23 protein-coding genes and 1 pseudogene are annotated in these 25,225 nt (G+C 42.1%); 7 read left to right on the forward strand and 17 right to left on the reverse strand.

Going from position 1 to position 25,225, the window contains the following annotated elements:
- The first annotated feature begins 12 nt into the window (after positions 1–12).
- The 5 genes from ABDV70_RS10370 to ABDV70_RS10390 are packed head-to-tail and all read left to right on the forward strand — an operon-like array spanning position 13 to position 5,517.
- Positions 13–582 carry a TetR/AcrR family transcriptional regulator gene (locus ABDV70_RS10370; RefSeq protein WP_343597559.1) on the forward strand — a complete coding sequence of 190 codons (570 nt, stop codon included), beginning with the start codon at positions 13–15 and terminating at the stop codon, positions 580–582.
- A complete protein-coding gene (locus ABDV70_RS10375; RefSeq protein ID WP_343597561.1) occupies positions 575–2,221 on the forward strand; it encodes an MFS transporter in 1,647 nt (548 codons plus the stop codon). The genes ABDV70_RS10370 and ABDV70_RS10375 overlap by 8 nt, the downstream gene beginning before the upstream one ends.
- A 16-nt stretch (positions 2,222–2,237) precedes the next feature.
- Positions 2,238–3,383 (forward strand): HlyD family secretion protein, encoded by a 1,146-nt coding sequence (locus tag ABDV70_RS10380; RefSeq protein ID WP_343597563.1) that lies wholly within the window; start codon positions 2,238–2,240, stop codon positions 3,381–3,383.
- Positions 3,384–3,397: 14 nt separating this feature from the next.
- Entirely contained in the window at positions 3,398–4,258 is an 861-nt protein-coding gene (locus ABDV70_RS10385) for a pyridoxal-phosphate dependent enzyme (RefSeq protein WP_343597637.1), read from the forward strand.
- Positions 4,259–4,317: 59 nt separating this feature from the next.
- Positions 4,318–5,517, forward strand: a complete 1,200-nt coding sequence (locus tag ABDV70_RS10390) for an NAD(P)/FAD-dependent oxidoreductase (protein ID WP_343597564.1) — start codon at positions 4,318–4,320, stop codon at positions 5,515–5,517.
- On the opposite strand, the gene ABDV70_RS10395 is transcribed toward ABDV70_RS10390, so the two are convergent.
- The 3 genes and pseudogenes from ABDV70_RS10395 to ABDV70_RS10405 all read right to left on the reverse strand — a co-directional run bounded on the left by ABDV70_RS10395 (position 5,514) and on the right by ABDV70_RS10405 (position 7,695).
- Positions 5,514–5,690, reverse strand: coding sequence for a hypothetical protein (locus tag ABDV70_RS10395; protein WP_343597566.1), 177 nt, complete (start codon positions 5,688–5,690; stop codon positions 5,514–5,516). The genes ABDV70_RS10390 and ABDV70_RS10395 overlap by 4 nt on opposite strands.
- 192 nt (positions 5,691–5,882) lie before the next feature.
- Positions 5,883–7,370, reverse strand: a pseudogene (locus ABDV70_RS10400) (mechanosensitive ion channel); the annotation flags it as partial.
- A gap of 184 nt (positions 7,371–7,554) precedes the next feature.
- Positions 7,555–7,695, reverse strand: a complete 141-nt coding sequence (locus tag ABDV70_RS10405) for a hypothetical protein (protein WP_343597568.1) — start codon at positions 7,693–7,695, stop codon at positions 7,555–7,557.
- A 163-nt stretch (positions 7,696–7,858) separates the two neighbouring features.
- Between ABDV70_RS10405 and ABDV70_RS10410 the strand changes: the two genes are divergently transcribed.
- Complete coding sequence (locus ABDV70_RS10410) at positions 7,859–8,281, forward strand: hypothetical protein (RefSeq protein WP_343597569.1); 423 nt, start codon at positions 7,859–7,861, stop codon at positions 8,279–8,281.
- Between the two features lie 98 nt (positions 8,282–8,379).
- On the opposite strand, the gene ABDV70_RS10415 is transcribed toward ABDV70_RS10410, so the two are convergent.
- Positions 8,380–9,141 (reverse strand): ferredoxin--NADP reductase, encoded by a 762-nt coding sequence (locus tag ABDV70_RS10415; protein ID WP_343597570.1) that lies wholly within the window; start codon positions 9,139–9,141, stop codon positions 8,380–8,382.
- Between the two features lie 83 nt (positions 9,142–9,224).
- On the opposite strand from ABDV70_RS10415, the gene gigC reads away from it, so the two are divergent.
- Positions 9,225–10,109 (forward strand): LysR family transcriptional regulator GigC, encoded by an 885-nt coding sequence (gigC, locus tag ABDV70_RS10420; RefSeq protein ID WP_343597571.1) that lies wholly within the window; start codon positions 9,225–9,227, stop codon positions 10,107–10,109.
- A 203-nt stretch (positions 10,110–10,312) separates the two neighbouring features.
- Here the strand turns inward: gigC and ABDV70_RS10425 are convergent, their stop codons facing one another.
- The 13 genes from ABDV70_RS10425 to nuoC all read right to left on the reverse strand — a co-directional run bounded on the left by ABDV70_RS10425 (position 10,313) and on the right by nuoC (position 25,208).
- Entirely contained in the window at positions 10,313–10,609 is a 297-nt protein-coding gene (locus tag ABDV70_RS10425) for a cold shock domain-containing protein (protein WP_343597573.1), read from the reverse strand.
- A gap of 119 nt (positions 10,610–10,728) precedes the next feature.
- Positions 10,729–11,364, reverse strand: coding sequence for a uracil phosphoribosyltransferase (upp, locus tag ABDV70_RS10430; RefSeq protein WP_343597574.1), 636 nt, complete (start codon positions 11,362–11,364; stop codon positions 10,729–10,731).
- Between the two features lie 106 nt (positions 11,365–11,470).
- Positions 11,471–12,967, reverse strand: coding sequence for an NADH-quinone oxidoreductase subunit NuoN (gene nuoN, locus ABDV70_RS10435; RefSeq protein ID WP_343597575.1), 1,497 nt, complete (start codon positions 12,965–12,967; stop codon positions 11,471–11,473).
- Between the two features lie 2 nt (positions 12,968–12,969).
- Entirely contained in the window at positions 12,970–14,571 is a 1,602-nt protein-coding gene (nuoM, locus tag ABDV70_RS10440) for an NADH-quinone oxidoreductase subunit M (protein WP_343597577.1), read from the reverse strand.
- Between the two features lies 1 nt (position 14,572).
- The gene (gene nuoL, locus ABDV70_RS10445) at positions 14,573–16,468 is read right to left on the reverse strand and encodes an NADH-quinone oxidoreductase subunit L (protein WP_343597579.1); all 1,896 of its coding nucleotides are present in this window, start codon (positions 16,466–16,468) and stop codon (positions 14,573–14,575) included.
- Positions 16,465–16,773: an NADH-quinone oxidoreductase subunit NuoK gene (nuoK, locus tag ABDV70_RS10450; RefSeq protein WP_343597580.1), complete on the reverse strand. Its 309-nt coding sequence runs from the start codon at positions 16,771–16,773 to the stop codon at positions 16,465–16,467. The genes nuoL and nuoK overlap by 4 nt, the downstream gene beginning before the upstream one ends.
- Positions 16,773–17,291 (reverse strand): NADH-quinone oxidoreductase subunit J, encoded by a 519-nt coding sequence (gene nuoJ, locus ABDV70_RS10455; protein ID WP_343597639.1) that lies wholly within the window; start codon positions 17,289–17,291, stop codon positions 16,773–16,775. The genes nuoK and nuoJ overlap by 1 nt, the downstream gene beginning before the upstream one ends.
- Positions 17,291–17,833 (reverse strand): NADH-quinone oxidoreductase subunit NuoI, encoded by a 543-nt coding sequence (gene nuoI, locus ABDV70_RS10460; protein ID WP_343597581.1) that lies wholly within the window; start codon positions 17,831–17,833, stop codon positions 17,291–17,293. The genes nuoJ and nuoI overlap by 1 nt, the downstream gene beginning before the upstream one ends.
- 18 nt (positions 17,834–17,851) lie before the next feature.
- Positions 17,852–18,868, reverse strand: coding sequence for an NADH-quinone oxidoreductase subunit NuoH (nuoH, locus tag ABDV70_RS10465; protein ID WP_343597582.1), 1,017 nt, complete (start codon positions 18,866–18,868; stop codon positions 17,852–17,854).
- Between the two features lie 2 nt (positions 18,869–18,870).
- Positions 18,871–21,555 carry an NADH-quinone oxidoreductase subunit NuoG gene (gene nuoG / locus ABDV70_RS10470; protein ID WP_343597583.1) on the reverse strand — a complete coding sequence of 895 codons (2,685 nt, stop codon included), beginning with the start codon at positions 21,553–21,555 and terminating at the stop codon, positions 18,871–18,873.
- An 11-nt stretch (positions 21,556–21,566) separates the two neighbouring features.
- Positions 21,567–22,898, reverse strand: a complete 1,332-nt coding sequence (nuoF, locus tag ABDV70_RS10475; RefSeq protein ID WP_343597584.1) for an NADH-quinone oxidoreductase subunit NuoF — start codon at positions 22,896–22,898, stop codon at positions 21,567–21,569.
- Positions 22,895–23,404, reverse strand: coding sequence for an NADH-quinone oxidoreductase subunit NuoE (nuoE, locus tag ABDV70_RS10480; protein ID WP_343597586.1), 510 nt, complete (start codon positions 23,402–23,404; stop codon positions 22,895–22,897). Before nuoE ends, nuoF begins: the two co-directional genes overlap by 4 nt.
- Positions 23,405–23,417: 13 nt before the next feature.
- Positions 23,418–25,208, reverse strand: a complete 1,791-nt coding sequence (gene nuoC / locus ABDV70_RS10485; RefSeq protein WP_343597588.1) for an NADH-quinone oxidoreductase subunit C/D — start codon at positions 25,206–25,208, stop codon at positions 23,418–23,420.
- Positions 25,209–25,225 lie beyond the last annotated feature (17 nt).

Consider the following 25,225-nt stretch of genomic DNA (forward strand, 5'->3'; position numbering starts at 1 on the left):
CTTTTTAATCGTATGAATAAGCATTTACAACGTGCAACTCAAAACAGAGAAGAACTTTTGCATGCTGCCAGCGAAATGATTAAAGAGCATGGTATCCATGTGCCATTACAACTGATCATTTCCCATGCAGGTGTTGGGAGAGCTACGTTTTATCGTAACTTTTCTGACCGTAAACATCTTATTTATGCGTTACTTGAAAATTCAATTGAAAATCTAAAACGGCGTGTTCAACATTTTCGGCAGTTTGATGATGGACTATTTCAGCTTATTCATAGTCATATTCATCACTTACCTTATCTTGCTGCATTAAAAGAATATTGGAAGATTTTAGAACATGATGATCCTGTTTTACATGAACTCATCCAACGTCATCAATCCATTGTTCAACCTTTAATTGATCGGGCAATTTGTGCTGGAATTTGCAGACCTGATCTTAACTTTGAAGACTATCGGACCATTATATCGATTTTAGCTTCTTCTTTTCGTGGTCATACCACACAAGAGCAGGCTCGCTTAGCAAAACGTGCCATTGAACTTTTACTGACAGGCATTCAAAGATCGAAGGATGTGGCCTATGGATAAACAACCACGCTATCTTGAGGCACCTCCAGACTGGACACCAGATGAACGTCCAATCCTCCCGGGTTCACCTCCTTCCATTGCACATTCTCGTGGGAAACGCTATCTCTATTTTATTATTGGGACGTTCATTGCAATATCTGCTGGGCTAAGTAACGGTTTTATCACGGCCAATTTACCCCAATTACAAGGCGAATATGGGCTAACACCCATTGAGGTCGCATGGTTGCCTGCGGTCTATGTCATGGCAAATGTCAGCTCTAATCTGATTTTATTTAAAGCCCGACAACAATATGGATTACGGCTATTTAGTGAAGTTGGCTTGTTGGCATTTATTGTCGTGATGACCATGCACATTTTTGTGCATAACTATCATTCTGCCCTGTTTGTTCGGTTTTTTAGTGGTTTAGTCGCTGCACCTTTAAGCTCTTTAGGCATGTATTACATTATGCAAGGCTTTCCCGCTACACATCGTATTAAAGGCTTATATGTCGGAATGGGCTTTGGTCAGCTTGGCGTACCGTTAGCCTGGATCATTTCTCCGTTATTGGTCAGTGTCAATAACTGGTCTGTGCTCTATACCTTTGAGCTTGGGCTTGCTGTTTGTTGCTTTGCGATGGTCGTTGCACTCAAACTGCCTCGAAGCTTGCGTATTGCTGTTTTCGAAAAAGGCGATTTTCTCACCTTTGCCCTGCTTGCCCCTGGGTTTGCCTGTTTATGTGCTGTACTTTCTCAAGGCCCTTTACTTTGGTGGTTTGATTCACCTTGGCTGGCATATATGCTCATCTCTGGATTTGGCTTGCTGGTCTTTGGCTTTTTCTATGAGCATCATCGACAAAACCCGCTTATTATGACCCGTTGGCTTGGTACGGCATCAACCCTGCGTTTTATTTTTGCTGCCTTTGCCTTACGTTTGCTCATGTCTGAACAAAGTTATGCAGCGGTTAATTTTCTCAAAACAATGGGAATGGGGCCTGATCAATTTGTCAGCCTTTATGCCGTTATCTTTGTTGCAATGTTATTCGGAATTATTTTCAGTGCAGTGACTTTTTCCCGAGAACGAATGGCATTTCAATTATTATTAGCAGTCTTTTTAGTTTTGATTGCCTGTAGTTTAGATATCCATTTAACCAGTGATGTACGACCTGCTAATTTTTATCCAAGCCAGTTTTTGGTCGCCTTTGCCAGTGGTCTTTTTATTGGGCCACTATTACTCACAGGTTTTGGACGTGCCTTGCAACAAGGTGTAGGACATGTTGTGACCTATCTGGTTCTATTTTCCGCTACACAGAACTTTGGTGGATTGGTTGGTTCTTCATTTTTTTCAACTTACCAAAAAGAACGCGCTCAAGTCTATCAACTCACAATTAACAACAGTCTAGAAGCCACCGACAGTAATGTTTCACAACGCCTAAACCAATACCAAGCCAAATATGCCCCCTATATTACTGACCCTGTAAAAAATCAGATTCAAGCCGACGTCACACTGTCTCAAGTAAGTAATCGAGAAGCTCAAGTACGTGCTTATAACGATGTTATTTATCTAAATGGTATTTTTGCACTTATCCTGTTGGTTTGGGGATTAAGCAATATCGCTTGGGCAAAATACACCGCTTACCGTCAACTGCCATCATCTTCTTAATTTCGAGCCCTAATCCATGAGTGAAAAACAAAAAGAGCAAGATCCTAAACCAGAAAATACGCCATCTGCTGAACAACAACCGCATCTAAAGGCTGTGCCACGGGTCAGTAAGTTGATCAAAGCGAAAACATCAACTTTGGTGACGATGTTCTTTGTTCTCTTATTTGGCATCGGGATTATCATGTGGGCATGGCAAATTGGGCCGTTTAATACGCCAATTCAACAAACTGACAACAGTTACATTAAAGGCAAAACCACTATTTTATCTTCACAGATCAATGGTTATGTTCAAGAGGTATTTGTCAGCGATTTTGATCATGTTAAAAAAGGTCAAATTTTGATGCGCATTGACCCGACAACGTATGACCAAAAAGTTTCTCAGGCAAAATCAACTGTAGAACAAGCATCAAATAGCTTTAATAATCAGAAACAAGCGATTGCACAGCGTCAGGCAGACATTGCCGCTGCACAGGCAAAAGTTGCCCAAGTCGCATCACAATATCAATTATCCTTACAACAATTAAATCGTTATCAACAACTTGCCTATACAGGTGCTGTTTCCAAAGCAGATTTAGATCAGAGCCAAGCCAATGCTGCTAATAATCTAGCGTTACTCAATGAAGCAAAAGCCAATGTCAATGTCGCTCAAGAGGCGCTTAAAACAGCACAAGTCGCGACAGTCGGACTTGAAGCACAAGTTAACAGTGCTGTCGCTCAGCTTGATCAAGCCAATACAACGCGCAATTACAGTATCATTTTCGCACCAATGAATGGTCAATTGGGCGAAGTAACACCACGGATTGGACAATACGTTACAGCAGGCTCTCAATTGTTGTATTTAATTCCACAAAATACATGGGTGATTGCTAACTTTAAAGAAACACAAATTGCCAATATGAAAATTGGACAAAAAGCCTTTTTCACCGTAGATGCGCTAAACCACAAAAAATTTACAGGTCATGTTTCTGAAATATCTCCAGCCGCAGGTTCAGAATTTAGTGTACTTAAAACCGATAATGCAACAGGAAACTTTACCAAAGTGGTGCAACGCATTGCTGTTAAAATTATCATTGACCCAAACCAGCCAGAACTGTCTCGATTAAGACCAGGAATGTCAGTGATTACGTCAGTTGATACATCAACCCAAGGTAAGGACAATTAAGCATGCTTCAGCAGATGCCCACATCGCAGGAGATCCCGAATCAAAATCTGATACAAAATGATTTGATCCAACTAGATATCAAGCGTTTAGATTTGGTACATCCACAGATCTCAGGCAATAAGTTTTTTAAGCTGAAATATAACTTGCAACAGGCACAGCAGCAACATAAAACGGGTGTTTTGACCTTTGGTGGAGCCTATTCCAATCATATTGCAGCAACGGCTTATGCAGCACATTTACTGGGGTTACACAGTATTGGGATTATTCGTGGCGAAGAACTGGCAACCCAGTCACTCAACCCAACCCTGTGCACGGCGCAAAGTTTTGGGATGCAGTTTCAGTTTGTTTCTCGGCAGGACTATCGCCAAAGACAGGACGCTGCATTTTTACAACAACTTGCACAGCAATATCCTGATGTATATATCATCCCCGAAGGTGGGACAAATGCCTTTGCGATTCAAGGCTGTAAAGAGATTTTATCGGAGCAGGATCTGGCAAATTATGATGTGTTTTGCTGTGCTGTGGGGACAGGCGGAACCATTGCAGGACTGGTTGAGTCTAGCCAGACACAGCATCAGGTTTTAGGTTTTTCTGCACTTAAAGGTGATTTTTTACAGCACGATGTTGCAAGACTCACAAGCAAGCAAAACTGGACAATTTTAGATGATTATTGCTGTGGTAGTTATGCCAAAACGACACCTGAATTACAACAGTTCATGCAGCAATTTGAAGCAAAATATCATGTACCACTCGAACAGGTCTACACCGCAAAAATGCTGATGGGTGTTTTTGATTTAATTGAACAAGGCTACTTTGCTCAGGGTACTCGAATTTTGGCAATTCATACAGGTGGCTTACAAGGTCGTCAGATTTAACTCTACGCCCCTCATAAATTTGCGTATAATGCGCCCTTTTTATAGATGAGAGAAACGGCATGTCAGCGACACATTATGATGTCATCGTTCTTGGTGCGGGTGCATCAGGCTTAATGTTGGCAGCTTGTGCGGCAAAGCGTGGTCGTTCGGTACTTGTCTTGGAAAAAGCCAATAAAGTCGGTAAGAAAATTTTAATGTCAGGTGGTGGAAAATGTAATTTCACCAATCTTGATGTCGAACCCCAACATTATATTTCACATAATCCGCATTTCGTCATTTCAGCATTATCCCGTTATAGCAATTGGGATTTTATTGGTATGGTTTGCGATTACCAAATTGCATACGAAGAACGTAAACATGGCCAATTGTTTACCCTAAACGGCGCTAAAGAAATTTTAGACATGTTGCTTGAAGAATGTAAAAAAGCAAAACAGGTGTCAATTCAAACCCAACATAGCGTTCATCAAGTTCAAGCACTTGAAAATGGTGGATTTCAAGTCACCACCAGTCAGGCAAGTTTCTCTTGTGAATCGGTTGTCGTGGCGACAGGTGGTTTATCTATTCCAACACTAGGCGGTTCAGGTTTTGGCTATGAATTAGCACAACAATTTGGTCATTATGTTTATCCAACCCGTGCTGGACTGGTGCCCTTTACTTTTTCAGACCAATTTAAAGAAGTGACGACACGCTTAAGTGGCAATGCCTTAGATGCAACCTTAAGCAATGATAAAAATAGCTTTACCGAAGCACTACTCTTTACCCATCGGGGCTTAAGTGGCCCAAGTTCACTACAACTTTCAAATTATTGGCAAGCAGGTGAATCGTTTCAGGTCGATTTCTTTCCACAGCATGATTTATTCAATTTGCTCAAACAGAAAAAACAAAGCCAACCGAAAACATTACTGCGTACAATTCTTTCCGAACTTACAGCTAAAAGTATTGTGGTTGAGTTACAACAACTCATTTGGGCGCAAGAGGCTGAACTCGCTTTGGGTCAATGGAGCGATCAAAAGTTAGAAGCGATTTGTAAACAACTGCATGGTTTTACGGTAAAACCTTCTGGAACAGAAGGCTACCGCACAGCAGAGGTCACACTAGGTGGTGTCGACACCAGCGAAGTTTCCTCAAAAACCATGGAAAGTAAAAAACAAAAAGGCTTGTTTTTTATTGGTGAAGTGTTGGATGTTACAGGGCATCTTGGTGGTTATAATTTCCAATGGGCATGGTCTTCAGCTTATGCCGCAGCCGAATACGTTTAATTCGGCTTTTCTTCGCTTGTTTCCAAATCTGCCATATCCTTTGGTGCAGCTAACTGAGGCGCTTTTTTGTCCTTTTTAAAAATCGCCTTGTATGCCTTTGCCAATACACCAACGGTAATGCCTGCAATCACTAACGGGGCTAAATAACGATTGGATCTTTTTGCATCACTCATATTTCTTCCTCTTTTTTATTTTGAAATAAAAAGGTTCAACCTTAAATGAAGATTGAACCTTAAAATCAGGATAGTCTAAGCATTTGGATTTTCATTCTCTGGATCATAAGGGTTAGTACCAAAAGAAGAACGATCAGCATCTGCACCTTTTTGTTGTGGTGTCATCACAGCAGAAGCTGGTGATTTTTCAGCAAGCGGATTCGGTTGGCATCCTTCTTTTTTGGCTTTCTCCAGTAAATCGGTCAACAGCATTTCGGCAGGTTGACGACCACCCAAACCAAAGGCCAAAGCAAATGCCACGGCTACCGCACCTAAGGTTAAGCCAAATGCCAAATTCACAATCGAGTCGGCAATACCCATGGCACGAAGTCCCATAGCCAATACCAATCCCATAATCAGCACTTTAACCAATGTGCCTAACCAACGTGAACTGTTGTATTCGCCACGTTGCACCACATTGCCGACCAAATTTGCCAACCAGAAACCAATCACCAAGATAAATGCGCCCAGTAAAATATTGGCACCAAATTGGATAAACACCGAAATTAAATGACTAATTTGTTCAAAGCCCAAACGATTTGCCGCTTCGGAAACCGCAAACAGCATAGTAAAGAACACAATTAAACAGCCAACCATTTGAGAAATTTTAGTATTTCCCAAAAAGCGTTGTACATCCACTTTGGCTGGCAACTCATCTATGCCTGTTCCAGCCAAAATATCCTGCACTAAATTTGCAACAAATCGGGACACTACATAAGCCAAGATTAAAATCAGACCCGCTGCAATAATATTTGGTATTGCAGACATGATTTCATTGAGCATGGCTGTTGCTGGCTGAGAAATTGTTTCAATACCTAAGGCTTCAAACGCAATAATTAAAGTCGTAATCAAAATTACGGCAAAAACAAATGAGCCTAAAACCTGACTCACATTGCCATTTTTAAACAACCCCATTTTTTGAGCCTGATCTTGCACACCCAAGCTATTAACAAGCCCTTCGACAATACCACGCACAATTTTTGCCAGAATATATCCCACAAATACAATCACACCAGCGATAAAGATATTTGGAATATACGCAATACTTTGGTTCAGCATATTCTGAACAGGAACTAGGAGTCCTGAGAGCCCTAAAATCGAAAGAATAATAGGTAAGAATAACAACAAGATCAGCCAGTATACGATTTCAGCAATATGGTCACTGAAAGGACGAACGCCAACCTGTGCACTTAGTTTCTCATCGAGTTGTGTTCTGGCCAAAATTTGGCTAATTCCTGTTCGTGCAAGTTTTGCCACAATCCATCCAATAAAACCCACCACAAAGGCAGCAATAATATTGGGAATAAAGACTAAAACTTGTGAAACCATGGCACTGAGTGGTCCACTGACATTATTAATATTTAAAATATTCAGTGCAGCAATAATGGCAATGGTCAACACAAACCAGAATACAAACCGTGAAATAATTTTCTCATAATCAGGGGTATGCCCAGTTGCTGAAGACAAATGCTGATTGGTTTTGACCACCTGTAAGAGTTTTTTAGTTCCTGCTGCAATCACTAACGCGATGATCCAACCCACGATAAAGATTAAAATTGCAGCAAAAACAGGCTGAAATTGATTCCAATAATATTGGAAATCACCACCATTCCAGCCATGGGAATACAAATCATGATTCATTGCTGTTTCCTCTTTTTGTTATACATGAAGTATGTTGTTTTAAAATCGGTTTTTCCTTTCATAAAGAAAAAATTTTTAGGCATTTAAATGTAATCTAATGATGAGCCCTGTCCATTCAGGCGTATTTATAAAGTGTAAGTCGGATATTAAAAACTAGACCCGAAGGTCTAGCTATCTATTTAATCTATACGGGTTGGCTATGAATCAACATATAAATGCCGACTGAAACCAAGAAAATGACGACAAGGAAGAAAATGAAACGTGCCAAGCGTTTTTTTTCTTGTTGCTCGCTATTCTGTGGCGAGTGGTCTGAATAAATAGCCATATCCTTACCCTCTTGTTATACGCCCTATTGGCTAATTTTTAATCTAACATTATTTTTTGTTGCATTGTGTGAAAAAGCATTACAACAACGTACGCTTTGTTTGTAAGTTGTAGTGCTAAAAATACGCTATACTGTGCCCCGTTTTTACGATTCATAATGCCCTATGTCATACCGACTCCAACCTGTAACTTTAGACTTGCAAACAGATGTGACGCATCAATGCTACCTTCATCACACGCGAGACCAGCATTTGATTGGGGTGATCGAATTTAAAAAACCAAGTTATGACTTAAAATGGGAAGACTTAGAATATTTTCGTCGTAAAACAGAAGAACTTTCTGTCATGCCACTTCCTGAATGCATCAGTGCCATGATTATTGATATTCGGGATATTCAGGCTTTTCTTGATCAGGAAGTTCCGATTATTCCATGGCGTCTGATCGAAGAAGAATGCCCGATTCGTCTTATCGTTCCTCAAGAAAGACTAGAATATTATGCTGGGATCTTTGAACCGACATGGCTAACCGCCGACGTAGATACAGCGATTGCCGAAATCCGTGACTTTATGGATATGTTCGTACATTAAGCACCCACATGCTCAAATGAATTCATCCCACATTTTGTACAGCTTTAGTCGCCCTTGCGCTGCTTTAATCGCCCTTGCGCTGCTTTAATCGCAGCTCATTACCAATAATTTTCGACTGCAATATTTCCCACACCACGACGATTCATCGTTAGACCACGTTGTTTTAACGCCTCTTTGGTATCATCGACCATTTGTGGATTCCCGCACAACATAATGTGACTGGTCTCTGGGTTAAATGCCTGACCAGCAAATTGTTCTAATGCACCATTTGCAATCAGAACAGGTAATCGTTCATGTAACGGTGCATTCGGTTCTCGGGTAATCACTGGAATAAAAGAGAAATCTGGACGTCCTTCACCAAAATCTTCATGAATCTGTTTAATTTTTTCGACATAAGCCAACTCAGCCTGACTGCGAACACTATAAACCAAGAAAATTTTCTGGTATTGCTGCCACGTTTCAAAATCCTGCAACATCGATAAAAATGGCGCGAGCCCTGTGCCTGTTGCCAGTAACCATAAATCATGGGGCAATGGTTGCTGATAACGAGCCAGCGTTAAAAATCCATACGGGATTTTTTCCAGATACAATTCATCTCCAACTTGAAGATGCTGTAATCGGGAAGTAAATGCACCATCTGGAACAACGATTGAAAAAAATTCAAGCACCTCATCATAAGGTGACGAAACCACAGAATAAGCACGAACAACAAGTTCACCATCCACTTTTATGCCAATACGGGCGAACTGACCTGCGGTAAATTTAAAATGTGCAGGTCGAGTCATCGTAAAACTGAATAAATTGTCCGCCCAACGTTGAATAGACAATACTTTTTCTACAGTAAATTTTTCAGATGTCATGATTTCAAGGTGCAAGAAATTGTCAGCTCATGTTAGCATGACATGACAAAGATTGATATTTTCCCTAAATTAAGGCTTTTATTATGCGCATGACCTTACGACAATTGGCTGTATTCGTTGCCGTAGCTCAAGAAGGAACTGTCACCAAAGCCAGTGATGCTGTGAAACTGACTCAAAGTGCAGCAAGTATGGCTTTAGCAGACCTTGAAGATGGTTTAGGAGCGCCTTTATTTGACCGCTTAGGTAAACGCTTACAATTGAATGATCTTGGGCGTTTTCTATTACCTCAAGCCTTAGAAATTTTGGGTCGTTGTGAAACTTTTGAACAGATTGCCAAAGGTGAATTGCAAAGTATCGACTTGCGCTTGGGGGCAACACTTACCATTAGTGACTACCTCATGCCAGATTTAATGGCAGGCTTTTTACAAAAGCAACCGCAAGCACATTTACAACTCCAAGTTGGAAATACACGACAAATCATTGAGGCAGTCAATCAATTTCAACTCGATTTGGCTCTGATTGAAGGTTCATGTCATTTACCTCAGTTACAAAGTATTCACTGGCATGATGATGAACTTGCAGTTTGTTGTGCACCAAGCCATCCGCTTGCTCAACTTAACCGCCCGCTTACGCCTCAGGACTTCAATGATGTCGAATGGATCTTACGTGAAGAAGGATCTGGCACACGTGAAGTCTTCGATCTTGCCATTTTAAAAAATTTATCAAATGCCAATATTCGTTTAACACTCGGTCATAACGAAGCCATTTTAAAAATCATTTCAGGTGGATTAGGTCTATCCTGTATTTCTAAACTGGCACTTCGTCCGATGTTAAATTCTAGACAGCTTGTCATTTTGGACACACCATTCTGGGAGCTAAAACGTCCACTTTATATGCTGGTGCATCGCCATAAATATCAGGGGCCGGGCTTAAAAGCATTTATGAAATTTTGTGAAGAACAGGTATAACTAAACAATCAAAGCCAAATATTTTTGGCTTTGATTTAATTTTAAAGTAGGAGTTTAAATTAATATGACTGTACAGGATTTCCTTCAATAATAATTTGATCACTTTGCTCCTTAAAATTAATAATATAAGTCATATATTGTTGATTACTTAGGCTCAAATTTGCCTGACAAGATAATAATGCGTCTTTATGTGTATCAAATAACTAACGTCGAAAGTTAGATAACAACTCGTTGGTGATTGCTTTATTGTGATCAGTGATTTGTGTTTTCTTGGTTTTTGCAGGATTTGGATCAATACGCTCAATCTTTATTGCTTTAAATTTCCCCTGATTTTCTACAGCAATAAATTTTACTTTCTCATTTCGCTTCGGCTCACCTTCAGCGGCTGCTGGGAAATCAGAAATATGAAAAAAAATATCTCCTTCAGCCGTCGCAATAAAACCAAATCCCTTATCAGCATTATATTGCTTAACTTTTCCGGTATAAAATTCTTGCTTCATGGTCTTTACCCTACATTTTTAATTGATTGACATTGTAGCAAAAAATAAAAAAGAGACTTTCAATCAAACCTCTAAAAGTTCGGTTTGATTCAGTCTCTTTTTATGGTTACGTCTAAAAATTAATCTTTTTGCACACTACCAAAGATTTTATCGCCTGCATCGCCTAGACCAGGAACGATATATCCTTGCTCATTTAAACCATTGTCAACTGATGCAGTAAAAATGCGTACATCTGGATGTAATGCTTCCACTTTTGCCACACCTTCAGGCGCTGCAACCAACACCATCACACGGATATCCTTACAACCACTTGCTTTTAATACATCAATAGCAGCAATCAATGAGCTACCTGTTGCAAGCATTGGGTCAATGATCATGGCAATACGGTTGGCAACATCTGGAACCAATTTTTTATAATACGTACGTGCTTCTAGCGTTTCTTCATCACGCTCAAGACCTAGTACGCTGACTTTGGCACTCGGAATAAGATTAAGTACGCCATCTAACATGCCAATGCCTGCACGTAAAATTGGTACAACTGTGATTTTTTTACCCGCAATGCGTTGTGTCGTCACATCACCTGCCCATCCCTGAATTTCCTGATCAACAACAGGAAGATCCTTGGTTGCTTCATAAGTCAGTAACATCGTAACTTCTTGTGCAAGTTCGCGGAAATTTTTAGTACTAATATCTGCACGACGTAATAATCCAAGCTTATGACGAATAAGTGGATGGCGGATTTCTTGAATAGACACAGGAGAAAAACCTAATTATTTAAATTAATCTTAGTATATCGCTTTTCTGTAAAAAATAAAAAAGCCCTCACGATGAGAGCTTCTTTATCTGCCATTAGACTATTGCTTAGTGACCAAATAACATATTTTGAATTGGTGCAAGCAACTGCGCTGCTGTTGAGATCTTAATCAGCGAATCTGGACAAACCCCGATAAAGATGACAAGTACAGTTACAGCAAGAACCATAATCCCACCAGCTTTTTGACCCCAATGTTCTTGAGCATCAATACGTGGTGTTTCTGGTGGTGTTAAGTAAAGCACGATCATTACACGTAAATAGTAGTACAAACCAATACCACTACCCACAATGACCATTGCTGCCAAGAACCAGTGACCTGCTTCTACAGCCGCTTTAACAATCATGAACTTACCAATAAAGCCTGCTGTTAACGGAATACCCGCCAAAGACAATAACATCACAGTTAATGTTGCAGTCAATACAGGACGACGCCAGAACAAACCACGATAATCCGCAACGCTTTCAGCTTCATCGCTGTTGTTATATGGGCTAGACATTAATGTCACGACACCAAACGCACCGATGGTTGTTAAGACATACACCACCATATATAAGTTTACGCTGTCTAAGCTGAAATAGTTTTTGCTGACTAATGCAATCAATAAGTAGCCGAAGTGAGCAATCGATGAATAAGCCAGAACACGTTTCAAGTTTACTTGGCGAACTGCAAGCAAGTTACCCGCAAGGATAGACAATACTGCAATAATGCTGATGACCACACTAATAGATGGAATCAACGCGCCTGCTGCAAGTACATAACGCACAAACAGACCAATCGTTGCAACCTTGGCAGCTGTTGCCAAGAATGTTGAAATTGGAGCTGGCGCGCCTTGGTAAACGTCAGGTGTCCATTTGTGAAATGGTGCAAGTGACAGTTTAAATGCAATCGCAAAAATGATAAGACCTAAGCCCAACACCACCATTGGGTTGCCAGCTTTAATTGCTTGCAATAATGGTACGAAACCTGTGTAGAACGACAATGAACCAGTGTATGCATAAATATATGCGATACCCATTAAGAGCATCGCTGATGCTGTCGCAGACAACACCAAATACTTCATACCCGCTTCAAGTGACTTTTCACGTTCATGGGTATACGCTAACAAACCGTAAATCGGAACTGACATCAACTCCAAGCTAATGAAGAAAGATGCATAGTGAGAACTTGCTACCATCAACAAAGCGCCTGCTGTTGACAGTAACATCAGAATATAGAGTTCTTCACGGTTGTCTTTATAGTTCTCGATATACGCATGAGAAAGCGTACAACAAGCCAATGCTGCAATTAAGATCATCAATTGATAAAGCATGGTAAATGGATCAACCATAAACATGCCCATAATGTTTGCTGGCTTAAAGTTACCACCAAACATTTCTAACAATACATAAATTACCGCTAGATTCAGCCCGATCACAGATGCAGTCGCAATGACTGCATGGTTGCGTTTAATTGCAGTTAAAATCATCACCACAATTGTTGTCAAAGATACAATAATTGCGGGTGCTAACGGCAAAAGATCTGAATATTGGAGTGTGAAGTTCATGATTATCGGATCTCCACATTATCAAGTTGGCTGATTGCTTGTTGCATCAAATCCGCACCATTATGAACAGGGATATAACTATTCGCTAACCACTGCATACTTGAATTTGAAATATCAAGGAAGGTTTGAGGATAAACACCTAACCATACAAGGCTCACTACACAAATCATTAAAATAACAATTTCACGTGCAGAGAGGTCTTTTAGTGGTTGCTTATAATGTTGCTGTTGTTCTGGGTTCGGTGTACCGAACAAAGTACGGTGAATCAGAATCAGACCGTATAGACCTGCCAACACCAAACTTACTGCTGCAATAATCGTAAAAGTTGGATATTTACCGAATGAACCCATCAAGATCAGGAATTCACCGATAAAGTTACCTAAACCAGGTAAGCCGACCAATGCTGCAATAAAGAACATCAGGAAGATTGGCAAGTAACGGAACTGACCACGCATACCGCCCATTAAACGCATGTCACGTGTATGAACACGTTCGTAAACCTGACCGCACATAATGAACAATGCTGCTGAAGAAATACCATGTGCCAACATCATGATCATCAGACCTTGATAGGTCATGATATTGCCTGCATAGATTGCAAGAAGTACAAAGCCCATGTGTGAAATAGAGGTATATGCAAGCAGACGTTTCATATCTGTTTGCTGGAAGGCACACCATGCACCGTAGAAAATACCAATCAAACCAAACACAATTGCGATATCTGCAAATTGCGCTGATGCTTGTGGGAAGAATGGAATAACGAAGCGTAACAGACCATACGCTGCTGTTTTAATCAAAATACCTGCCAAGTCTACAGAACCTGCTGTAGGTGCTTGAGCATGTGCATCTGGTAACCAGCCGTGCAATGGGAATACAGGTAATTTCACTGCAAAACCAATGAACATACAGATCATGAAACCATAAGCAAACTGAGGTGGTAAGTGATTTGCAACTTGCATTAAGAAGTTGTAATCAAAACTCACAACACCATTGGTCATGATGTAACCCCAAACCACTAGGCCTAGGATTGCAATTAACATGATCAAGCCAGAGACTTGAGTATAGATAAAGAACTTGGTAGCAGCATATACACGTGAACGACCGTTCGAACCTTTATGCCCCCATAACGCAATCAGGAAGTAGATTGGTACAAGCATCATCTCCCAGAAGAAGAAGAACAGGAACAAATCGATTGCCAAGAATACGCCAATTACCCCGCCTAAACTCCAAAGTAAGTTTAGATGGAAGAATCCAACATTCTTTTGAATTTCACCCCAAGAACAGCCTACAGCCAAGATACCCAGTAACGCAGTTAACGCCACCATCATCAGTGACAAACCATCGACTGCTAAATGGATGCTAATGCCTAAAGACGTGATCCACGGTAAAAAGAACTGTGCTGCGAAGGTCGGTGCTTTCGCACCAAGCTCGAACTGGTAATTACCATGACTCCAAAGCATTAAGCTTAAACCCAGAGTCACGATCATCCCAATTAAAGCAATCCAACGCGGAAGGTGCTGATCAACTTTATCGACTAACCAGCACAGAAAACCAGCAATGAACGGTACAAGAATCAGCGCGGGTAGAATTAAATTGTTTTCCATTTTATTTCCCCACTACCTGCATAACGATCAAGATCATCAGCAACACCACTACACCAAGTGACATGCTTGAAGCGTATTCACGCAATGATCCTGTTTGACGTGCGCTTGCGAAGCTGTTTCCACCTTTCACTAAAGCAGGTAACACCAACCACATGCCATCAATTGGATCACGACCTAAAATTTTCGCGATCAGTAAATAAGGTTGTACAAAGACAATGTTATACAAGGCATCAAAACCAAATGCATTACGCCAGATATTGGCAATACCTGAACCCAAAGATGTTTGGGCAAATGCTTTGACAGCACCGTAAGCAAAAGCGAACAATACAATACCTACCACAAGACCAGCCAGTGCAATGCCAACAGCTGTATGCTCAGCACCTTGTACTAACGCTTCTAGGTTTTCAGGAATTTGTACCGCAGGAATTTTTGCAGAACTTAACAGGTTTGCTACAGGTGCTTTTAATACTGCACCAATGCCTGTAGAAAGCACTAACAGAACTGCAAGTGGCCCCCAGTATGTAACACCTTTGATTTCATGTGCATGCGTTTTCTCTTCGCCAAAGAACACAATCCAGATTAAACGGAAAGTATAAATTGAAGTTAAGAATGCACCTGCAACCCCTGCCCAATATAAGCAGTTGTACAATGGAAGATTGGCAAGAACACCATGTGCATAGACTTCGCCCAAGATTGCATCTTTAGAGAAGAAGCCTACAGTTACGAATGGAATTGCTGCTAATGCACCACCGCCGACAACGAAACATGCAAATACGAATGGAATCTTTTTCCAAAGCCCACCCATTTTTAAGATGTTTTGTTCGTGATGACAAGCCAGAATCACCGCACCAGAAGACAAGAACAATAATGCCTTGAAGAATGCGTGAGCAAGCATGTGGAATAAACCAGCTTGATAAGCCTCAGCACCAACAGCCATAAACATGTAACCTAGCTGACTCATGGTTGAGTAAGCCAAGACACGTTTGATATCGGTTTGTACCAGTGCTGCAAAACCTGCCACAAGTAACGTGATCGCACCTGTTACAGAAATGAACTGCATCACTTCAGGTGCCATTTCGAACACGGTATGTGTACGGCAAGTTAAATAAACACCAGCTGTTACCATTGTTGCAGCATGGATTAACGCTGAAACAGGTGTAGGACCTGCCATCGCATCGGCCAACCAAGTTTGCAATGGGATTTGCGCAGATTTACCTGCTGCACCCAAGAACAACATCAATGCTGTCCAAATTGCTAAAGAATGGTTATGTGCCAGAACTTCATGTGCATTTGCAACGATTGTCGCAGTATGCAATGTGCCGAACTGTTGGTAAATCAGGAATAGTGCAATCAGTAAGAAGACATCACCAATACGTGTTACGGTAAATGCCTTAATGGCTGCCCAACCATTTGATGGATTTGCATAATAAAATCCGATCAAGAGGTATGAACACAAGCCTACGCCTTCCCAACCAAGGAACAGTACTGCAAGGTTATCGCCTAATACCAAAATCACCATGCTCGCAACGAACAAGTTGAAGTAAGAGAAGAAACGCGCGTACCCTTCTTCGCCACGCATATACCACGATGCGAAGATATGGATTAAGAAGCCGACACCTGTAATCATGCCAAGCATTAATAAAGATAAACCGTCGAGGTGCAATGTAAACTCAGGTGCGAAACCACCAACACTGAACCATGTCCATAAATGCTGAACATAGGCTGTTTCGCCACTACCTAGAAAACTTTGACCTGCAATCAACGCAAATAGTGCGGATAAACCTACTGAGCCGACACCAACAATGGCAGCAACATTTTCAGAAAGCTTATCTTGCCCTGCCGCTAATATCACAAAGCCGATTAGCGGAAATAATATTGTTAGAAATAAATAACTCATCCGCGCATCTCACTCGCAGCATCCACATCCAAATGATGGAAGCGATGATAAAACTGAAGGACGATCGCTAAACCAATACAAGCCTCAGCAGCAGCTAAAGTCAGAACCAGAATAAACATAATCTGACCATCTGCCTGCCCCCAAACGCTTCCTGCCAACACAAAAGCTAATGCGGCAGCATTCATCATGATTTCAAGGCTCATCAGAATAAATAGAAAGTTGCGACGTACCATTACACCGTAAAAACCAAGTGCAAACAGAACAGATGCAACAATCAAACCGTGTTCCAAAGGAATGTTACCCATTAGTCTTGTTCCTCTTCTGCACTCGGTTCTCTTTTACCTAAATGGAATGCTGCAACCAGTGCTGCAAGCAATAACATCGCGGCAATTTCAACCAACAATACATATTGAGTAAATAAAGCTTCACCCACCGCTTTTGGCCCAATAAGCGTTTTACCAAGCATGGCTTGGGTTGGAGTGTAATCACTACCCAACATCCAAACTAAAGTTAAGCCCAGTAAAAAACTCATTAATGCAGGATATGCCCATGCTTGAGAGGTTAACCATTTGCGTTCTTGAGCAACGGTATGTTGACCGAGGTTCAACATCATCACCACAAAGACAAATAGCACCATAATCGCACCGGCATAAACGATGACTTCAAGTGCACCTGCAAACGGTGCACCAACCATCATGAAAATACCTGCAACCGCCAGTAAAGAGACAATCAGATTTAATAAGGCGTGTACGGGATTTGCGTTTGTTACAACACGAATCGTAGACACAATGGCCACAAGAGCCATTAAATAAAATGGCCACATCATGGTAATAAACTCCGTACATCTACAGGTGCGCTTTCTTTTTGCGCTTGACCTTTTTCTTTACCGCTGATTGCCATACCCGTTACACGATAGAAGTTGTAATCAGGATATTTACCAGGACCAGAAATCAGTAGGTTTTCTTTTTCGTATACCAAATCCTGACGCACATATTCACCTAACTCAAAATCAGGTGTGAGCTGAATCGCAGTGGTCGGACATGCTTCTTCACACATACCGCAGAAAATACAACGTGAAAAGTTGATCCGGAAAAATTCAGGGTACCAACGTCCATCTTCTTTTTCTGCTTTTTGTAATGAGATACATCCTACAGGACATGCTACCGCACAGAGGTTACACGCAACACAACGCTCTTCGCCATCTGGGTCACGCGTTAGAACAATACGCCCACGATAACGTGGTGGAACAATCTGTTCGGCAGGTACTTCGGGGTACAAAATCGTATCGCGTTTACGTGTTGCATGGGTAAACACCATCCACAACGTACGAACGACAGACCCTACACCAGCTAGAATTTTAATCATCTTATTCTCCCTGCTGCCTTAGGCCGAATGCTTTAATAGAATTACAGCACCAGTCACCAACAGGTTAACCAACGCTAAGGGTAAGCATACCTTCCAGCCAAAGTTCATCACTTGGTCATAACGTGGACGCATTAATGAACCACGTGCCAAGATAAACATCATGACAAAGAATGCTGTTTTCACAATGAACCAGAATGCTGGTGGGATAAATGAAAGTTCGATGTTAAATGGTGCTAACCAGCCACCAAAGAATAACGTCACAATTAATGATGAAATCAAAATAATGTTGACGTATTCAGCAACGAAGAACATCCCCCATTTCATACCACCATATTCAACGTGGTAACCTTCTGACAATTCTTGTTCTGCTTCGGGTTGGTCAAATGGATGACGGTGAGTTACCGCAACACCCGCTACCACAAACACCATAAAGCCGATGAATTGAGGCACAATATTCCAAAGATCACGTTGTGATTCTACGATATCTCGTAAGTTGAATGAGCCTGCAATCGCAACCACACCCATAAGTGAAATACCCAAGAACACTTCATAAGAAATCGTTTGTGCAGATGAACGAAGTGCGCCAAGTAATGCATATTTGTTGTTAGATGACCAACCACCAAATAGCACCGCATAAACTGCAATACCCGCCATTGCCATAAAGAACAATAGACCGATATTCATATCTGCTGCCCCTAAATACGGGCTAACAGGAATCACCATATACGAAAGCACAGCCGTCGCCATTGCGACTGCTGGTGCTAAACGGAACGTGAGTTTATCGGAAAATTTTGGTGTCCAGTCTTCCTTGAACATGATTTTGAGCATGTCGGCAACAATCTGGAAAATACCAAAAGGACCTACACGGTTTGGACCGTAACGGTCTTGCCACAACCCCAGTAAACGACGTTCAACAAATGACAGTAATGCTGCAAAAACTACAACAACCAGCATAATGACCACTGCTTGCACAACGCTATAAGCAATCGGCCAGTCTGTTGCCCAGCTCGGAAGTCCGCGTAAAGTTTCAGTCATGATTACACTCCTACCGAAACAGCGACAGGTTCAGCTAAAGAAACTGTTGGTGCTAAACCAATTGGATAGCCAATATAACCTGTAGGTAAATACTCAATCACTTGAACTGGCAAGCTAATTTGGGTATCTCCTGCGGTTACTGTAATTTTTTGTCCATCTTGTACATTTAAACGTGATGCATCCTGTTCCCCAACCGCAAAAACAGCTTCTGGAATACGTGACTGCATGGCAGGTGTTTTAATGGTGAATTCACCTGATGCAAAAATATGATGCATTGGTACTAAACGGAAACTTTCAGGGTTTGCAACAACAACCGATGGTGCAACATAACTACGTGCAGGACGTTTTGGTAGACGATCAAATAAACGAATACCTGAATCACCACCTTTTAAGTGACCACCCACTTCATCTTGGTATTTGTTCCAAGACTGTGGAGAGTTCCAACCCGGTGCCCATGCAAATGGAACCAATGAGGCTGCTTTTTGCGGTCCGACATAACCTTCCATAGAGAAAGTTAATGCTGAGTCAACATCGACAGGTTGTTTTGGTTCATGTACAGAAATTGGCGCACGTAATGCTGTACGACCTGAATAACGGCGTGGTTCACGCGCAATTTTCAAACCATGAACACGGTAACCCGCATCTGGTGCAACATCCTGAATAGCTTCAAGTACAGGGACATTTTTAACAACGGATTCAATCACGTCATCTAAAACAGTCCAGTTAATTGCTTTACCTTTCAGACCTGTTTCAATGGCATGTAACCAACGCCAAGACTCTTTAATTGCATATTCAGGTTTGTAATAGCTTGGGTCATAGACTTGATAGAAGCGTTGTGCACGACCTTCCTGACTCACAACCGTACCATCCCCTTCAGCAAAACTTGCAGCAGACAATACGATATCAGCCTGTTTCACAGTTTCAGTTTCACTATGATCTAACACGATGACATTTTTCGCTTTGTCTAACGCAGCTTTTACTTGTGCGGCTGGTAAACGACGGAAAAGATCATTTTCAATCACAACAACCGTATCATAATCCTGTGCAAAAGCTTGTTCTAAGCTTAGACCACCCAACAATGCCAAGCCCATCGAGTTCACTTCAGGAACGACCAGTGTCAAACCAGCAGTATTACCCAAGTTTTGAGCCAACTCTGCCGCTGCTTCCATAATCGCAGGGTCTTGCAAGCTTGTACCTGCAATAATCAACGGTTTTTTCGCAGCTTTTAATGTGTCAGCAATGCTTTGTGCAAATGCTTTAGCATCATCGGCAAGACCAGAAATTACGTCACCTTTGACTGCTGCCGCAACGGCAAAGCCTAAACGTGCAATATCGTTTGGAGAAGCAACCACTTCACCTGTTGCTACATCCGCTAAACGTGTTTGAGTCGCAGCTAAAATGTAGATTGGAGATTTTTCATCTTGACCAATACGCAACACAGGTTCAGCCAACCAATCTGGTGTACGGCGATCTGCCGCCATTTGTTTGGCTTTGTTTTTCGCTGCCTGACGTACAGAAAGCGCCATACGTGGTGCAGTCTGTGTGAGGTCTTCACCTAAAATCAGTACGGCATCATAGCTTTCAACTTCACGTAACGTCGGGTTATAAATCCCTTCGGTTTGCATGATCGATGCAGCCAATTCAACCAATGACTGTTCTTTTTGAGCCATACCTGTTGAATACTGGTCGTGTCCAACCAACTCACGCAATGCATAGTTTGATTCAAGGCTGGCACGTGGTGAACCAATACCAAGAACTTTCTGTCCTTGTAACTTCGCGATAACACTGTCTAATGCTTCATCAACAGAAACTGTTGTCACGGTTCCTGCATTGCGGAATTGAGGTTGACGAGGACGATCTTCACGGTTGACATATCCACCACCGAAACGACCTTTATCGCACAAGAAGTATTGGTTTACATCACCATTAAAACGGTTTTCGATACGACGAAGCTCGCCATAGCGTTCACCCGGAGAGATATTACAGCCCGAAGAACAGCCCTGACATACGCTTGGTGCGTACTGCATATCCCATTTACGATTATAGCGTTCAGAGTGAGTCTTGTCGGTAAATACACCTGTTGGACATACTTCAGTTAAGTTACCTGAAAATTCAGACTCTAATGTGCCTGATTCTGGGCGACCAAAATACACACGTGATGCATTGGCATACACACCAAAGTCTGTACCGCCTGCATAGTCTTTGTAGTAACGAACACAACGGTAACAAGCGATACAACGGTTCATTTCATGTGCAATGAACGAACCTAGTTCTTGGTTATAGTGTGTGCGTTTTGTAAAACGGTAACGACGACGGTCATGACCTGTCATTACGGTCATATCTTGCAAATGACAATGCCCACCTTCTTCACAGACGGGACAGTCATGTGGGTGGTTGGTCATCAAAAATTCAACAACGGAAGCACGAAAATCAGTTGCTTCCTTGTCTTCAATTGAAATATAGGTGTTGTCAGATGCAGGCGTCATACATGACATGACCAAACGACCACGCGTATCCTCTGGATTTGCGTATTGAGTCACAGCACATTGACGGCAAGAACCGACTGAACCTAAGGATGGGTGCCAACAAAAATATGGGATATCGATGCCAAGACTCAAACATGCTTGTAGCAAGTTTTCCGAGCCATTGACTTCATACGATTTTCCATCGACATGAATTGTAGCCATAGTCGAATTCCTTAAGCTTGTTCTACGTTGCTAGCTTGAGCGGTAGGACGATTCGTCACTTTTGCTTCAAACTCGCTACGGAAATGTTTGAGTGCGCCCATAAGCGGTTCCATCGCACCCGGTGCGTGGGCACAGAAAGTCTTACCGATCCACAATTTACGTGTAAGTTCAGTCAGATGTTGAATATCTTCCATCTTCCCTTCACCATTTTCGAGTGCTTTAAGTGCTTTAACTGCCCACGGTAAACCATCACGGCATGGTGTACACCAGCCACAAGATTCACGCGCAAAGAATTCTTCTAGGTTACGTGTCGCTGAAACCATACATTGTGTTTCATCAACAACCATCAACAAACATGTTCCTAAACGTGAACCTGCTTTCATGATGCTTTCTGAATCCATTGGTAAATCAATGTGTTCAGCTGCAAGGAAGTCTGTTGAAGCCCCACCTGGTAACCATGCTTTCAGCTTTAAGCCATCACGCATACCGCCAGCATGCTCTTCGATTACTTCACGTGCTGTTGTACCAAATGGTAATTCCCAAAGTCCTGGGAATTTCACTTTGCCCGAAGCACCATAAATTTTGGTACCCGGATCTTTCGATTTACCCGCAGACAAACCGATATACCACTCTGGCCCACGCAACATAATCGCTGGTAAGTTGTTATAGGTTTCAACGTTATTGACAATCGTTGGGCGACCCCATGCCCCAGCAACTTGCGGGAATGGTGGTTTAGTACGAGGGTTCGCACGACGACCTTCAAGCGAGTTGATCAAAGCTGTTTCTTCACCACAGATATAACGCCCAGCACCTGTATGCACATGAAGTTCAAAGTTCCAGCCTGTTCCAAGGATGTTTTCACCCAAGTAACCTTTGGCACGAATTTGCTCTAATGCTTCATTCAGATATTGTGCAGCTTCGATGTATTCACCACGGATGAAGATATAACCTTGAGTTGCCTCTAAGGTATAACCTGCAATCAACATGCCTTCAATCAATTGATGCGGTAACTTCTCCATGAGCAGACGGTCTTTGAATGTCCCCGGCTCCATCTCATCGGCATTACAAATGAGGTAACGAGGACCGCCATCATTTGGCGCCATCAATGACCATTTAATCCCTGCTGGGAAACCTGCACCACCACGACCTTTGACTGTCGCAGCTTTCACAACGTCCAGAACTTCGGCAGGTTTCATGCCAAGTGCTTTTTTAAAGCCAGCATAACCCTCTAGTGCTTCATAGTCATCTGCACTGCGAACATGTTCCTGTTTACTCAAACGCCAAGTTAATGGGTGAGTTTCTGGGCTACCGTCGCCATAAATTGGTTTTGGTTCAGTATTCATACATACTTCTCCAATAACTGTTTGATTGAAGTCACTTCAACTAAACCGTGTGTATCTTCATCAATCATTAACGTTGGCCCTTTATCACAGTTCCCTAAACAGCAAATCGGTAGCAAGGTAAAGCGGCCATCTGCTGTTGTTTGTCCGAACTGGATGCCAAGTTCACGCTGGAATGCTTCTGCAAGGGTTTCAGCCCCCATTAAGAAACATGCAATTGAGTCACATAATAAAATCACGTGACGACCAACGGGTTGACGATAAATACGGTTATAGAATGTTGCCACTCCTTCAAGATCAGCCACACTTATTGTCAGTAGCTGAGCAATCGCATTCAATTGCGCATCATCCACCCAACCGTTACGGCGTTGTACACACTTAAGTGCATCAAGCGATGCCGCACGTGGGTATGGATAATGACCAATGTGATGTTCGATTTCGTGGATTTCATCCGCAGTCAAAATCCCTTCAACATTCACACGTGGCTTTTTATCAGTCAAAATCATCATTATGCGTTACCCCTTAGCGATCCACGTCAGCCATAACCACGTCAATGGTTGCCAAGTAAATGATTAAGTCAGAAACGAGACTGCCATTAATCACAGAAGGCATTTGCTGTAAGTGCGTGAATGTTGGCGTACGAATACGAGTACGGTAACTCATCGTTGCTTTGTCAGATGTTAAGTAATAGTTACTTGCACCTTTCACCACTTCCGCCATCACAGAAGCCTCTCCTGCTGGCATTACAGGGCCCCAAGACACGCTTAAGAAGTGCGTAATCAAGGTTTCAATATCTTGTAATGTCTTGTCTTTAGGCGGTGGAACAGCCAATGGATGATCCGCTTTATATGGACCAGAAGGCATGTTATCTAAGCATTGCTTGATAATTTTTAGAGATTCACGGATTTCATGGAAGTGAACCATGACACGTGCATAAGCATCGCCTTCATACTCTAGCGGTACTTCAAAGTCATAGTTTTCATAACCACTATATGGGCGATATTTACGAACATCGAAGTCAATCCCTGTTGCACGTAAACCTGTACCTGTTACACCCCAAGCCAATGCAGATTTTGCATCGTATTGCGCAACATTACGGGTACGACCAATAAACACCGAGTTTTTCAATGCAGCAGTGTAGTATTCATCCAGACGTTTTGGCATCCACTCAAGAATCTCACGGATCAGTTTTTGCCAGTTGTTTGGAAGGTCGTGTGCTGTTCCGCCAATACGGAACCACGCTGGGTGCATACGGAAACCAGTAATGGCTTCAATCGCATCGTAGATTTTTTGACGGTCTGCAAACATATAGAATACAGGAGTCATACCGCCTGCATCCTGAATTGCTGTACCAATGAATAATAAGTGGTTATTGATACGGAATAATTCCGACATCATGACACGAATACATTGCGCACGATCAGGAACGGTAATGCCTGCAAGCTGCTCAACACCCATGACATAAGGCATGTTTTGCGCACAACCACCCAAGTAGTCTACACGGTCTGTATAGGGAATAAATGAATGCCATGTTTGACGTTCAGCCATTTTTTCCACACCACGGTGGTGATAGCCGATATCAGGAACACAGTCTTTCACTTCTTCGCCATCTAACTGCAAAATAATACGGAAAGCACCGTGCGCAGATGGATGGTTTGGCCCCAAGTTCAAGAACATGAAGTCTTCGTCTTTGTTGCCCCGTTTTAGTCCCCAGTCTTCAGGGACAAAGCGTAAATGCTCTTGCTCGAAATCCTGCTTCGCCTGATTCTGCATATATGGCGTATATTCTGTCGCACGTGCAGAGTACTCTTTGCGAAGCGGATGACCTTCCCAGTACGTTGGTAACAAGATACGGCGTAACATTGGATGGCCTTCAAAATGAATCCCAAACATGTCATAAGCTTCACGCTCATACCAGTTGGCATTTGGCCAGATATTTGTTGCCGTTGGGACATTCAAATCACTTTCATTCAAGGCAATTTTAATACGGATATCCGCATTACGTTCCAATGAAATCAAATGATAGAACACTGTGAAATCTGATGCAGGTAAACCTTCACGATGCTGGCGCATGCGCTCATCCACCGCAGAAAGGTCAAATAGCATCACGTATGGACGTGACACCGTGCGCAAGAACATTAAAACTTCTTGTACGCGAGCACGTTCAACCCAGACCGTTGGAAAAGTTTCACAAGTCGGTTGCACGTAGAAGTTTTCACCGAATTTGGTTTTAAGCTCTTCTACAATTGCAAATGCTGGGCGCGAATCAACTTGAGTCGATTCTTCTGGCATAGCAATTTCAGTTTCAGCCATTGGCTTGGCTTCCTTTT

Origin of the sequence: Acinetobacter sp., assembly GCF_039596015.1 — a bacterium.
Taxonomy (GTDB): Bacteria; Pseudomonadota; Gammaproteobacteria; order Pseudomonadales; family Moraxellaceae; genus Acinetobacter.

Excerpts from the sequence above, each read along its gene's own strand:
- ABDV70_RS10410 (WP_343597569.1), top strand. The coding sequence starts at position 7,859 with ATGTCATACCGACTCCAACCTGTAACTTTAGACTTGCAAACAGATGTG.
- ABDV70_RS10375 (WP_343597561.1), top strand. The coding sequence starts at position 575 with ATGGATAAACAACCACGCTATCTTGAGGCACCTCCAGACTGGACACCA.
- ABDV70_RS10395 (WP_343597566.1), bottom strand. The coding sequence starts at position 5,690 with ATGAGTGATGCAAAAAGATCCAATCGTTATTTAGCCCCGTTAGTGATT.
- nuoC (WP_343597588.1), bottom strand. The coding sequence starts at position 25,208 with ATGGCTGAAACTGAAATTGCTATGCCAGAAGAATCGACTCAAGTTGAT.
- nuoI (WP_343597581.1), bottom strand. The coding sequence starts at position 17,833 with ATGATTAAAATTCTAGCTGGTGTAGGGTCTGTCGTTCGTACGTTGTGG.
- ABDV70_RS10385 (WP_343597637.1), top strand. The coding sequence starts at position 3,398 with ATGCCCACATCGCAGGAGATCCCGAATCAAAATCTGATACAAAATGAT.
- nuoK (WP_343597580.1), bottom strand. The coding sequence starts at position 16,773 with ATGGGTAACATTCCTTTGGAACACGGTTTGATTGTTGCATCTGTTCTG.
- nuoE (WP_343597586.1), bottom strand. The coding sequence starts at position 23,404 with ATGATGATTTTGACTGATAAAAAGCCACGTGTGAATGTTGAAGGGATT.
- nuoN (WP_343597575.1), bottom strand. The coding sequence starts at position 12,967 with ATGAACTTCACACTCCAATATTCAGATCTTTTGCCGTTAGCACCCGCA.
- nuoH (WP_343597582.1), bottom strand. The coding sequence starts at position 18,868 with ATGACTGAAACTTTACGCGGACTTCCGAGCTGGGCAACAGACTGGCCG.
- gigC (WP_343597571.1), top strand. The coding sequence starts at position 9,225 with ATGCGCATGACCTTACGACAATTGGCTGTATTCGTTGCCGTAGCTCAA.
- ABDV70_RS10390 (WP_343597564.1), top strand. The coding sequence starts at position 4,318 with ATGTCAGCGACACATTATGATGTCATCGTTCTTGGTGCGGGTGCATCA.
- ABDV70_RS10415 (WP_343597570.1), bottom strand. The coding sequence starts at position 9,141 with ATGACATCTGAAAAATTTACTGTAGAAAAAGTATTGTCTATTCAACGT.
- nuoF (WP_343597584.1), bottom strand. The coding sequence starts at position 22,898 with ATGAATACTGAACCAAAACCAATTTATGGCGACGGTAGCCCAGAAACT.
- nuoM (WP_343597577.1), bottom strand. The coding sequence starts at position 14,571 with ATGGAAAACAATTTAATTCTACCCGCGCTGATTCTTGTACCGTTCATT.
- ABDV70_RS10370 (WP_343597559.1), top strand. The coding sequence starts at position 13 with ATGAATAAGCATTTACAACGTGCAACTCAAAACAGAGAAGAACTTTTG.
- nuoG (WP_343597583.1), bottom strand. The coding sequence starts at position 21,555 with ATGGCTACAATTCATGTCGATGGAAAATCGTATGAAGTCAATGGCTCG.
- ABDV70_RS10405 (WP_343597568.1), bottom strand. The coding sequence starts at position 7,695 with ATGGCTATTTATTCAGACCACTCGCCACAGAATAGCGAGCAACAAGAA.
- ABDV70_RS10425 (WP_343597573.1), bottom strand. The coding sequence starts at position 10,609 with ATGAAGCAAGAATTTTATACCGGAAAAGTTAAGCAATATAATGCTGAT.
- nuoL (WP_343597579.1), bottom strand. The coding sequence starts at position 16,468 with ATGAGTTATTTATTTCTAACAATATTATTTCCGCTAATCGGCTTTGTG.
- nuoJ (WP_343597639.1), bottom strand. The coding sequence starts at position 17,291 with ATGTGGCCATTTTATTTAATGGCTCTTGTGGCCATTGTGTCTACGATT.
- ABDV70_RS10380 (WP_343597563.1), top strand. The coding sequence starts at position 2,238 with ATGAGTGAAAAACAAAAAGAGCAAGATCCTAAACCAGAAAATACGCCA.